This is a genomic window from Kitasatospora sp. NEAU-CNBT7, assembly GCF_057220535.1.
The window spans coordinates 11,711-23,767 of sequence record NZ_JBXQQB010000013.1 but is presented as its reverse complement, the minus strand read 5'-3'; the positions used below and the strand labels follow the sequence as shown (position 1 = coordinate 23,767).

Sequence of the window (12,057 nt, the reverse complement as noted above, 5' to 3'; positions counted from 1 at the left end):
CGGTCGGTGCGGTACGGCAGCACGGCGGGACGGTGCCGCGGTGCTACGAGCCCCAGGCCTCGAACTCGTAGATCCGGGCGGCCGGGTCGCCGGTCTGGGTGGGCTTGGTGATCACCAGCCGGACGTACCGGGCGGTGACCGCGACCGGGCTGGTGGTGGTGGCCGCGGTGTTCCCGGTGACGGTGGCGGCGGTGGTCCACGGGTCCGCCGTGGAGGAGCGGACCTGGACGGTGTAGTCACGGGTGTTCCAGCCGGCGCTCTCACCGCCGGCCGCAGCGTGCTTCACCGTGAACCGCGACAGCCGGCGCGCCGAACCGAGGTCGACCTCCAGCCACTTGGCAGCGGTGAGGGTGCACCACTTGTCGGAATTCCCGCCGCCCACACTGCCGTTGACGGCCTTGGCCGGGCCCTCCGCGCTGTTGCACTGCCCGGAGGCGGTCGCCGGGCGCCCCAGCGCGAGATTGCTCTCCGCGGGCGGGGTGGTGCCCCAGTCGACGGTGGTCGCGGCGGCGGGGGAGCGGCCGAACTCCGCCGACACCGCCTCGACCTCCACGGTGGTGGAGGTCTCGCTGCCCGCCCGGTCCAACTGCGGCACGTAGTACGAGTCGTTGGGCGTGGCACCGAGGAAGGTCCGGCTGCCGTCGGCGTTGCGCCGGTACACCTCGTAGTGGTGCACGGCGCCGGAGGCCGGGGCCGTCCAGGCCAGCCGCAGCGACTTGCGGGCCGCCGTCACATCGGTGCTGCCCAGCACGGTCGGCGCGCCCGGCGCCGCCGTCGCGTCCACCGGGCCGTCGTACACCGCGAGCTGGCCCACCCGCAGATCGTACGAGGGCGCCGAGCCGGCCGCCTGCAGGCCGATCTGCGCGATGGTGCGGCCCGCGAAGGCCGACAGGTCGAGTGTCCTGCGCTCCCACCCGGCGGAGCTGGTGGAACCGAGGTCGAGGGTGGTGAAGACGGTCGGCGCGTCGGTGAAGGACACCGCGGCCTTGAGCCCGCTCGGCCCGGCGGACGGCGTCCTCAGGACGACGGAGAGCTTGGTGTCGGCGGCCACCGGCAGCCTGGTCTGGTACAGCCGGACGGTGTTGGTGCCGTCCAGCTTCCCGCTCAGCCGCAGCGAGGAGCCGCCCTCGTACGCGTCGGTGAAGTCGATCGACGGGGTGAGCTTCGTCCCGGTCGAGGTGACCAGCCAGCGGTAGGTCGGCGGCACGTCCTGCAGCGAGAGGTTGTTCCAGCCGCCGGTGGCGACCCGGACACCGGCCGAGTTGTAGAAGTCGCCCTGCCCGGTGTCGAAGGAGGTGACGAACGGCTTGGCGGTGATCGGCGAGGACTCGGCCACGTACGAGGCCAGGCCCTTCCACGAGCCGGAGGTGGCGGTGTCGGAGGGGTCGGCGTTGGCGCCCACCCAGTAGCGGGAGTCCTTGGCGTAGAAGTCGGCCCGGTCGGTGGCGGACTTCCAGGTCCACTCCGGCCGGTACAGGCCGAGCGAGGCGCTGTGCGGCCGGCCCGCCGGGAAGAGGGAGTTCCAGTCCACGCCGGTGTTGTAGCCGTTGGCCTCGGTGTCGATGCCCGCGTACAGGTCGTACTCGCTGCGCCCGAGCGAACGGGCCAGCGTCCGCGACGAGTCCAGCGTGCCGGAGCCCCAGCCGAAGTTGAGGAACATCGAGTCGGACACCCGGCCCGAGGAGTCCTGGAGGAACGCGTCGTTGGCGGAGTCCAGCTGGTTCTGCCAGTCGACCGCACCGGACTCGGTCATCGCGTCGTACCACATGAAGTCGGTCGGGCCCTGTGCCCTGGCGTACTTCATCTCGTTGCGCAGCTCGGTGGCGAGCGCGGCGTCACCGCCGCCGGTCTCCTGGTTGACGAACCAGCCGTCGAAGCCGTAGTACTGCGCGGCCTGCACCAGCTTGTCGGCGACCGGGTAGCGGGTGCCGGACTTCTGCACGAAGTCGCGCACCCACTGGAGCTGTCCGCCGTACGCCGCGGGCGGGAAGAACACGGTCCCGTACACCTTGACGCCGTTGCGGTGCGCCGCGTCGATCACGGTCGGGTTGGGCGCCAGAATCAGCCCCTCACCGGCGGAGCCGCCCCAGAACACCAGCTTGTCGACGTACTGCCAGTAGCCGAAGGCGTAGTAGTCGGGGTTCTGGGAGCCCTGCGAGGGGTTGTTCGAGGTCGGGCCGAAGGAGACCAGCGAGGCGATCCTCCCCTCGCCGCCGTGGGCGCCCGCGTTGGCCTTCAGCGCGGGGTCCGAGGTGCGGGGCTGCAGCGGCACCCGGGAGCGGTTGAACCGGGCGTCGGGGTCGGTGGCCGGGTCCCAGTTCAGGATGGTGTTCGGGTACCAGTACGAGGCGTACGGCTGGCTGCCGGCGGTGGCCGCGGGCACCGCGGCCCCGGGTGCCCCGGCCGCCGTCGCGGGGACGGCGCCGAGGGCGGTGGCGAGGGCGGTGGCTGCCGCCAGGGCGGCACCTAACAGCAGGGTGAGTGGTCGTCGCATCCGGGTCTCCAGTCCAGCGTTCCGTGGGGTGTCGGCCGGTCGTGCAGATCGTGCGGATGGTGCTGCGTGCGGGTGGTGCTGCGTGCGGGTGGTGCCGTGTGCAGGCGGTGCGGGTGGTGCGCGTGGCGCGGGTGGTCGTGCGTGCGGGTGGTGCGGCTCAGGGTGCGGCGGCCAGCACGGTGGCGATGCCGCGGGCGGCCAGGTACGCCGGGTCGGCGGCCCGGTGCGCGGGGACGATCGCGGTCGGCCCGGCCTGGCGCAGCCGGACCCACTCGGTGTGGAAGGCGCTGCCGGGGGCGACCTCGGCCCGGCGCTCCGGCTGCGTGGTCGGGTCGGCCTCCAGCACCACGGCCGGACGCCCGTGCGCGAGCGTCCGGCCGGTGCGCAGTTCGGCCACCGAGCGGGCCAGCTGCTCGGCGAGCGGCTTGCGGCGGTGGTCGACGGTGAACAGCCCGAGGTCGTACTCGCGGTCCGGGAAGTCGGCCAGCCGGCGGTCGATGTCGTGCGAGCACCACCAGGTGATGCCCCAGAGCGCCGGGTTGGGCGCCACCTGGTCGATCATCAGCCGGGCGAACGCGGCGGCGTCGCCGGCCGGGATGTCCGGCTGGGGCGCGCCGACCTCCTGCAGCCAGACCGGGCGCAGCGGGTCCGCCGAGCCGGCCGCGGCGAGTTCGACCAGGTAGTCGGCGTGCGAGGTGGTCGCCGGGCCGAGCGGGCGCTCGGCCGGGCCGTCCACGGCGGAGACGCCGTTGAACACCCAGGAGTGCACGGTGGTCAGGTCGCCCAGCCGGACGGCGTCGGCCGGGTGGAAGGGGTGGTCCGGCTCGTACCAGGCCGCGTCGTACAGCGAGTAGAGGCTGAGCAGGTGCGGGGCGGCCGTGCGGGCCGCGGCGAGCAGGTCGGCGGCCCACTCGGAGGAGGCCCCGGCGCCGGTCGGGTTGGCCGGCCAGAGGTTGTTCACCTCGTTGCCGAGGGTGACGGCGAAGACGTTGCCTCGGGTGGCGACGGCCCGGCAGACCTGGTCGACGTACGCGGACAGGCCGGCCCTGACCAGCTCGTCGGTGAAGATGCTGCGCTGGTGCCAGGTGAGCACCCAGGACGGCAGGAAGTCGAAGCTGGACAGGTGGCCCTGCAGCAGGTCGACCGCCACGTCGAGCTCGAACTCGGCTGCCACGTCGATGAGTTCGAGCAGGTCGTCGATGCCCTGGCGGCGGATCAACGAGCGGTTCGGCTGGATCCAGGGCCAGATCGGGAAGACCCGTACGTGGTCGAGGCCGAGACCGGCGAGATCCTCGAAGTCGCGTCTGGCGGTGTCCGCGGAGAAGTCCAGCCAGCTGTAGAGCCAGCCCGAGGAGGGTACGTAGTTGGCGCCGAACCGGAGTGCGGCTGGCCCTGGGTGCTGCGTCGTCACGCGCGTCCTCCTGCGGCCGGTCGGGACCCAGCGGCCCCGGCGGTGCGTACGGGGGCGCGACGGCGGGTACGGGCCGGCCGGGCCGGCCTCGGTGCCGTGCGCTTCGCTCGGAGCCTAAACCGATTTAGTGTGCCTGCCAAGACCGGGTGGCGCGGTGCTCTCACGGACGGTCAGACGCGGGGTGGCGGTCCGGAGGTCGCGGGCCGCGGACGGATCCGCGACGGCGGCCAGCAGCGCCCCGGCGACCTGCTCGCCGAGCGCGAAGGTGTCCCGGGAGAGCGCGGTCAGCGACGGGTGGACGATCCGGGCCAGCACCGAGTCGTCGAACGAGACGACGGACAGCTCGCCCGGCACCGAGACGCCCATCTCGGCGGCCACCCCGAGCCCCGCGACCGCCATCACGTCGCTGTCGTAGACGATCGCGGTCGGGCGCACGGCCCGGGCCAGCAGGGTGCGGGTGGCGGCCGCGCCCTCCGCGTCGCTGAAGTCGGTCGGCACCGATACCGCCTCCTCCAGCCCGAGCCGGCGCGAGGCGTCCCGCAGCGCCCGGATCCGGCGCTGGGTGTGCTGGAAGGCGGGCAGCCCCGCCAGGTGGGCGATCCGGCGGTGGCCGAGCGCGGCCAGGTAGTCGACGATCGACAGCATCGCCTCCCGGTCGTCGGCCCAGACGCTGGGCAGCCGGCCGTGGTGCCCGGGGCCGCCCAGCACCACCGTCGGCAGGCCGAGCTCCTCCAGCACCCCGATCCGCGGGTCGCGCAGCTGCAGGTCGACCAGGATGAAGCCGTCCACCCGGTGCTCGGAGGCCCAGCGCCGGTAGACCTCCGTCTCGGCGGCGGTGTCCTCGACCACCATCAGCTGGAGCGCGACGGCGTGCGCCGAGAGCCCCGCCTGCAGGCCGGACAGCAGCTGGGCGAAGAACGGCTCCACCCCGATGGTCCTGGCCGGCCTGGCCAGCACCAGCCCGACCGCCCCGGCCCGGGCCCCGCCGAGCGCCCGGGCGGCGCTGTGCGGACGCCAGTTCATCTCCTGCGCGACCCGCAGGATCCGCTGCCGGGTGGACTCGCTGACGCCCGGCCGGCCATTCAGCGCGAACGAGACGGCGCCCTTGGACACGCCCGCCCGCTGGGCGATGTCGGCGATGGTCGGTCTGGACACGGACGCGGCTCCTCCGCCCGTGCACCCGGGCGCTGGTCACTGCGGGAGGCCGGTCCGGCGGGGCGCCGGGCGCGGCGGCCGGGACGGCGCGGCGTGGCCGGGAACGCCCGCGCGGTGTCCGGAAGGCGCCGGTGCCGACGTCTTGACACCGGAGTGTAGCCCGGAGGATAGTCCCGAGTCGCTAGACCGGTTTAGTGAACTTTTCGGGCCGGCCCGGATCCCGGGATCCCCGGCGGCCGTCCCGGCCGCTCCACCCGACCCCCGTACCTCCTCGCTCCGTTGAAGCCCCTCCGCAACCAGACGGCGCAGACGCGTGCTGTCGCAGCAGACCGGGAGAGACACATGCGAAGGCACTGGACACGGCTGACCGTGGCACTGGCCGCGGCCGTCACGCTGGCGGGCTGCGGCCTCGGCGGCGACAAGGCGTCCGAGGACGCCGGCGGAGCCGTCACCGGAGAAGTCAAGGGCAAGGTCACACTCCAGACCTGGGCCCTCAAACCGAAGTTCACCGACTACGTGCAGAGCGTCATCGACGCCTTCGAGAAGAAGTACCCCGGCACCCAGGTCGACTGGCTCGACCAGCCCGGCGACGGCTACGCCGACAAGGTGCTCAGCCAGGCCGCCGCCGGCACCCTGCCGGACGTGGTCAACCTGCCGCCCGACTTCGCCCTCCCGCTGGTCGGACAGAACCTGCTGCTGGACGTCGGCCAGGCCGACCCGAAGATCACCGAGGACTACGTGGCCGGCGGCGTCGACGCCTACCGCTACGCCGGGCACCCCGGCGCGTACGGCTACCCCTGGTACCTCAACACCGACGTCAACTACTGGAACGCCGAACTGCTCACCCGGTACGGCCTCGACCCGAAGAAACCGCCCGCCTCCCTCGACGAGCTGATCGCCCAGGCGCAGACGGTCAAGGACAGGTCCGGCGGCCGGGTCTACCTGATGAGCCGCAAACCCGGCCTCGGAGACCTGGCCGACGCCGGGGTGAAGATCATGGCCGAGGACGGCAAGAGCTTCACCTTCAACACCCCGCAGGCCGCCGCCCTGCTGGACCGGTACCGGGACGCCTTCGCACGCGGCCTGCTGCCGCAGGACGTCCTCACCGACAAGTACGCGGGCAACGCCAAGCTCTTCACCGCCGGAACCGCCGCCTGGACCACCGGCGGCGCCAACTTCATCGGCGGCCTGGCCACCGACAACCCCTCGCTGGCGCCCCAGGTCGTCCCGTCCCCGGCCATCGGCACCCCGCCGCTGTACGTCCAGGGCCTGTCCGTCGCCAAGGGCAGCAAGAACAAACCCACCGCCGTGGCGCTGGCCCGCTGGGTCACCAACGCCGAGAACCAGGCCGCCTTCGCCCACCTGACCAGCATCTTCCCCTCCACCAAGGCCTCCGCCCAGGACCCGTTCTTCGCCAGGAGCGACGGCACCAACGCGAGCGACGCCAAGGTGATCGCCTTCGGTTCGCTCGCCAAGGCCGCCGTACTCCAACCCGTCCAGGTGGACGGCGCGATGAGCGACATCGTCAACCAGCAGATCGCCCTCGCCATCAGCGGCGGCGCCACCTCGCAGCAGGCCCTGGACACCGCGGTCGCCCGCTGCGACCAACTCCTCGCGCAGTAACCGCCCCGGGCGCCGCCGTGCGCCCGCACCGGCGGCCCCCGCGGCGGCCGCCGTCCGCGCACGGCGGCCCCGCCCCACCGGGAAGGCAACCCCGATGAACCGACGGCCGACCCGCCGGCCGACCCACGGCCGCCGGCTCACCCCGTGGCTGCTGGCCGGCCCGGCCCTGCTGTGGCTGGCGGTGTTCAACCTGTGGCCCTCGATCAACACCGTCATCCTCTCCTTCACCAACGCCCGGCCGCTCGGCGGCGGCCGCTTCGTCGGCCTGGCCAACTTCCACCGGGCCATCGGCGACGAACAGTTGGCCGACGCCCTGGTCAACAGCCTGGTCTACCTCCTGGTCTGCCTGCCGCTGCTGACCCTGCTCCCGCTGCTGCTCGCGGTGCTGGTCGAACGCAAGCTCCCCGGGATCACCGCCTTCCGCACCGCCTTCTACACCCCGGTGATCGCCTCCGCCGTGGTGGTCGCCCTGATCTGGGGCTGGGTGCTGGACGACCGCGGCCTGCTCAACGGCCTCGCCCAGGAACTCGGCGCGGTCGACCGGCCGGTGCCCTTCCTCACCGACCGCTGGCTGCTCCTGCTCAGCGCCATCGGCCTGACGGTCTGGAAGGGCCTCGGCTACTACATGGTCATCTACCTCTCCGCGCTCGGGAACATCGGCCGCGAACTCCACGAGGCCGCCGCCGTCGACGGCGCCTCGGCCGTCCGCCGGTTCTGGCACGTCACCCTGCCCGGCGTCCGCAACACCATGCTGCTGGTCTCGGTCCTGATCTCGGTCTCCGCGCTGCGGGTCTTCTCCGAGCTGTACGTGCTCTCCGACGGCACCGGCGGCCCGGGTGGCCGCGACATGTCGGTGGTGATGCTGATCCAGATGTACAGCCGCGGCTTCACCGGGCACCTCGGGTACGCCTCCGCGCTCAGCCTGCTGCTGTTCGCCGTGACCCTCGGCCCGATGCTCCTGCTGCTGCGCCTCGACCGGAAGGACCCCCGATGACCGGCCCGGCCCGCACCGCCAGGGGATTCAACTCCACCTCGCCGGCCGAGAAGGCGGTCCGCTACCTGCTGCTCGCGCTGGTCCTGCTGCTCACCGTCGGACCGTTCCTGTGGGAGCTGTCGACCTCCCTCAAGGGCCCCGACGAGGACGTCTGGACCCGCAGCCCCGGCTTCCTCCCGCACCACCCCACGCTCGCCAACTACGCCACGGTCGCCGACACCGTCCCGGTCTGGACCTACGCCGTCAACTCGCTGGTGGTGGCGGCCGTCACGGTGGCCGGCAACGCGGTCGGCGCGACGCTGGCCGGGTTCGCGCTGGCCCGGCTGCGGTTCCGCGGCGCGCGGGCGGTGCTCGGGCTCTTCCTGGCGACCCTGGTCCTGCCCGGGGAGGTCACCATCGTCTCCCAGTACGTCACCGTCCGCAGCCTCGGTCTGGCCGACACCCTGCTCGGCGTCGCGCTGCCGGGCGCCATCGGGATGCTCAACGTCCTGCTGATGCGCACCGCCTTCCTGGCCGTCCCGGCCGAACTGGACGCGGCGGCCCTGGTGGACGGCGCCAACGCCTGGCAGCGGCTCGTCCACGTCGGCCTGCCGAACGTACGCGGGATGCTCAGCGTGGTGGTCATCTTCGCGTTCATCGGCGCCTGGGACGACTTCCTGTGGCCGCTGATCGTCCTCACCGACCCCGACCACTACACCCTCACCGTCGGACTCCAGTACCTGAACGGCACGTTCAGCGCCAACCCCCGGCTGATCGCGGCCGGCACGATGATCGCCTTCCTGCCGATCGTGGTGGTCTTCGCCCTGCTCCAGCGCTTCTTCTTCCGGGGCGTGGAGGAGGGCGCGGTGAAGGGCTGACGCGGGCGCCTCGTAGCATGGCCCGCGGAACGACCACCGGGGGAGCGGATGACAGCACGACGTCGCAGGCAGATCGCATGGTCGCTGAGGGGGCTGGCGCTGGCCGCGCTCGCGGTCCAGCTGCTGGGCCGCCAGGCCTCCCACTCGGGCGGGCTGGTGGAGGTCGCGCGCTGGGCCGACCACCCCGTACCGCTGATCGGGGCCGCGGTCGTGCTGACCGTGGTCTCGGCCGTGGTCGAGCTGGAGTTCCGCTCCAGGTGGTCCCAGATCGGTGGCGCCGCCGTCCTGGTCGCCCTGATGGTCGTCGGCGTCCCGACCGCGCTCCTGTCGTACGTGGCCGGCGGCGACGGGCGGCCGGTCGACCGGAAGGCCGACCCGAACCGTCCGGACCGCGTGCTGACCGTGACCGACACCGCCTTCGCGGTCGACCCGGCCTACCACGTGGAGCTGCTGACCGGCACCGGCTGGTCCGCCCGCCACTGGGACCTCGGCGTGTGGGACGAGCAGGACGGCCGCGGCTCCTTCAAGCACGCCGAATGGTCCGGGCCGGACCGGATCACCGTGACCTCGGAGAAGGAGACCGCGGTCTTCACCGTCGACCCGGTCACCGGCCGCCCGGGCGAGCCGGTGACGGCGCGCCGCTAGCCGACCGTGACGTCGTCGGCGCCGGGGCCCGGCGCCGGGGTGGCTGGGCCGAACGGGTGGAGCGATCGGGTGGGCCACGGCACGCCGGTGCGGGCGCGGGGGGCCTGCTCGGGGAGGATCGTGAAGCCCTGCTGTGGCGGCCGTTAAGAATTCCTCGATGGACCGCACCCCGTCCGACCAGGCAGATTGCTCCTGCCCGGACGGCCGCGCGCGCCACCGACCCTGTGCACCGCACGCCGGGCGGTTTCGGCCTGCCCGTCGCAGGCCCCACCCCCGTACGCGTCAGGAGCACCTCCCGTGAAGGCACTCGTCAAGCACAAGGCCGAGCCCGGGCTCTGGCTGATGGACGTCCCCGAGCCCGAGATCGGCCCCGGCGACGTGCTGATCAAGGTGCTGCGGACCGGCATCTGCGGCACCGACCTGCACATCCGCAAGTGGGACGGCTGGGCGCAGAGCACCATCAAGACCCCGCTCGTCCTCGGCCACGAGTTCGTCGGTGAGGTCGCCGCGATCGGCTCCGCCGTCGCCGACATCAACGTGGGCGACCTGGTCTCCGGCGAGGGCCACCTGGTCTGCGGCAAGTGCCGCAACTGCCTGGCCGGCCGCCGCCACCTGTGCCGCAACACGGTCGGCCTGGGCGTCAACCGCGACGGCGCGTTCGCCGAGTACGTGGCGCTGCCGGCCTCCAACGTCTGGGTGCACCGGGTGCCGGTCGACCTGGACGTCGCCGCGATCTTCGACCCGTTCGGCAACGCCGTGCACACCGCGCTCTCCTTCCCGCTGGTCGGCGAGGACGTGCTGGTCACCGGCGCGGGCCCGATCGGCATCATGGCCGCCGCCGTCGCCAAGCACGCCGGCGCCCGCAACGTGATGATCACCGACGTGTCGCCGTACCGGCTGGAGCTGGCCCGCGAGGTCGGGGTGTCGCTGGCGCTCAACGTCGCCGAGCACACCATCGAGGAGGGCCAGCAGAAGCTCGGCCTGCGCGAGGGGTTCGACGTCGGCCTGGAGATGTCCGGGCGCCCCGAGGCGATGCAGTCGATGATCGCCAACATGACCCACGGCGGCAAGATCGCCATGCTCGGCCTGCCCGCCGACGAGTTCCCGGTGGACTGGGCGCGGATCGTCACCTCGATGATCACCATCAAGGGCATCTACGGCCGCGAGATGTTCGAGACCTGGTACGCGATGTCCGTCCTGCTGGAGGGCGGCCTGGACCTCTCCCCGGTGATCACCGGCCGGTACCCCGCCACCGAGTTCGCCGCCGCCTTCGACGAGGCCGCCGGCGGCAACTGCGGCAAGGTCATCCTCGACTGGACCGCCTGAGACCGGACCGTCCGACCCTCTGACCCCCCGCTAGGAGCCACTGTGTTCGACAACGTCCGCGACGACCTCGCCGCCACCCTCGACGAGATCCGCGAGGCCGGCCTGTTCAAGCCCGAGCGCGTGATCGGCACCCCGCAGAGCGCGGCCGTCGCCGTCACCGGCCGCGACGACGAGGTGCTGAACTTCTGCGCCAACAACTACCTCGGCCTCGCCGACCACCCCGCCGTGGTCGCCGCCGCCAAGGACGCCCTCGACCGCTGGGGCTACGGCATGGCGTCCGTCCGCTTCATCTGCGGCACCCAGGACGTGCACAAGCAGCTCGAGGAGCGGCTGTCCGCGTTCCTCGGCCAGGAGGACACCATCCTCTACTCCTCCTGCTTCGACGCCAACGGCGGTGTCTTCGAGACCCTGCTCGACGAGCGCGACGCCGTCATCTCCGACGCGCTCAACCACGCCAGCATCATCGACGGCATCCGGCTCTCCAAGGCCCGCCGCCACCGCTACGCCAACCGCGACCTGGCCGACCTCGAGCAGCAGCTCAAGGACACCCAGGACGCCCGCCGCCGGCTGATCGTCACCGACGGCGTGTTCTCGATGGACGGCTACATCGCCCCGCTGCGCGAGATCTGCGACCTGGCCGACCGCTACGACGCCATGGTGATGGTCGATGACTCGCACGCCGTCGGCTTCGTCGGCGCCAACGGCCGCGGCACCCCCGAGCTGCACGGCGTGATGGACCGGGTCGACATCATCACCGGCACCCTCGGCAAGGCGCTCGGCGGCGCGTCCGGCGGCTACGTCGCGGCCCGCCGCGAGATCGTCGCGCTGCTGCGCCAGCGCTCCCGGCCGTACCTGTTCTCCAACTCGCTGGCCCCGGTGATCGCGGCCGCCTCGCTCACCGTGCTCGACCTGCTGGAGAAGTCCGGCGACCTGCGCGAGCGGCTGGCCGCCAACACCGCGCTGTTCCGGTCCCGGATGACCGAGGCCGGCTTCGAGATCCTGCCCGGCGAGCATGCCATCGCCCCGGTGATGATCGGCGACGCGGCCAAGGCCGGCCGGCTCGCCGAGCTGCTGCTGGAGCGCGGCGTGTACGTGATCGGCTTCTCGTACCCGGTGGTCCCGCACGGCGCGGCCCGGATCCGGGTCCAGCTGTCGGCCGCCCACTCCACCGAGGACGTCGAGCGCGCCGTCGCCGCCTTCGTCGACGCCCGGGCGGCACTCGGCGAGTGACACCCTGACACCCCGTCCGGCGGGCGGCCCCCGGTGATCGACCGGGGGCCGCCCGCGACATCGCCCGGGGCCACCTCAGGGGCGCGAGGAACTGCGCGCGGCGGCAGGCATCCCACCCGAGCGGCGGCAGCGGCGCTGCGCCCCGCCCGCCGTCGCCGGACCCCGTACCCGCTGCCTCCCGGGTCCCGCCCGGACACGACGCCCGGCGCCACGTCAGGGGCGCGAGGAACTGCGCGCGGCGGCAGGCATCCCACCTGGACGGCGGCAGCGGCGCTGCCCCCGGCCCGCCGTCGCCGACCCCGTCCCGTCCCCGCCCGCCGCC

9 protein-coding genes are annotated in these 12,057 nt (G+C 72.9%); 6 read left to right on the top strand and 3 right to left on the bottom strand.

Annotation, left to right across the window (positions count from 1 at the left end):
- Positions 1–43: 43 nt before the first annotated feature.
- The 3 genes from AC2TEW_RS18665 to AC2TEW_RS18655 form a co-directional block, all read right to left on the bottom strand.
- Entirely contained in the window at positions 44–2,494 is a 2,451-nt protein-coding gene (locus tag AC2TEW_RS18665) for an endo-beta-N-acetylglucosaminidase (protein WP_484624476.1), read from the bottom strand.
- A gap of 157 nt (positions 2,495–2,651) precedes the next feature.
- Positions 2,652–3,905, bottom strand: a complete 1,254-nt coding sequence (locus AC2TEW_RS18660; RefSeq protein ID WP_484624475.1) for a glycoside hydrolase 5 family protein — start codon at positions 3,903–3,905, stop codon at positions 2,652–2,654.
- Positions 3,906–4,019: 114 nt separating this feature from the next.
- A complete protein-coding gene (locus AC2TEW_RS18655) occupies positions 4,020–5,060 on the bottom strand; it encodes a LacI family DNA-binding transcriptional regulator (RefSeq protein ID WP_484624474.1) in 1,041 nt (346 codons plus the stop codon).
- A 342-nt stretch (positions 5,061–5,402) separates the two neighbouring features.
- On the opposite strand from AC2TEW_RS18655, the gene AC2TEW_RS18650 reads away from it, so the two are divergent.
- The 6 genes from AC2TEW_RS18650 to AC2TEW_RS18625 all read left to right on the top strand — a co-directional run bounded on the left by AC2TEW_RS18650 (position 5,403) and on the right by AC2TEW_RS18625 (position 11,735).
- Positions 5,403–6,683: an ABC transporter substrate-binding protein gene (locus AC2TEW_RS18650; RefSeq protein ID WP_484624473.1), complete on the top strand. Its 1,281-nt coding sequence runs from the start codon at positions 5,403–5,405 to the stop codon at positions 6,681–6,683.
- A gap of 94 nt (positions 6,684–6,777) precedes the next feature.
- Positions 6,778–7,677: a carbohydrate ABC transporter permease gene (locus tag AC2TEW_RS18645; RefSeq protein ID WP_484624472.1), complete on the top strand. Its 900-nt coding sequence runs from the start codon at positions 6,778–6,780 to the stop codon at positions 7,675–7,677.
- Positions 7,674–8,534: a carbohydrate ABC transporter permease gene (locus AC2TEW_RS18640; protein ID WP_484624471.1), complete on the top strand. Its 861-nt coding sequence runs from the start codon at positions 7,674–7,676 to the stop codon at positions 8,532–8,534. The genes AC2TEW_RS18645 and AC2TEW_RS18640 overlap by 4 nt, the downstream gene beginning before the upstream one ends.
- Before the next feature lie 48 nt (positions 8,535–8,582).
- Positions 8,583–9,179: a hypothetical protein gene (locus AC2TEW_RS18635; protein WP_484624470.1), complete on the top strand. Its 597-nt coding sequence runs from the start codon at positions 8,583–8,585 to the stop codon at positions 9,177–9,179.
- Between the two features lie 297 nt (positions 9,180–9,476).
- Positions 9,477–10,505, top strand: a complete 1,029-nt coding sequence (tdh, locus tag AC2TEW_RS18630; RefSeq protein ID WP_484624469.1) for an L-threonine 3-dehydrogenase — start codon at positions 9,477–9,479, stop codon at positions 10,503–10,505.
- 42 nt (positions 10,506–10,547) lie between these two features.
- Positions 10,548–11,735, top strand: coding sequence for a glycine C-acetyltransferase (locus tag AC2TEW_RS18625; RefSeq protein WP_484624468.1), 1,188 nt, complete (start codon positions 10,548–10,550; stop codon positions 11,733–11,735).
- Positions 11,736–12,057 lie beyond the last annotated feature (322 nt).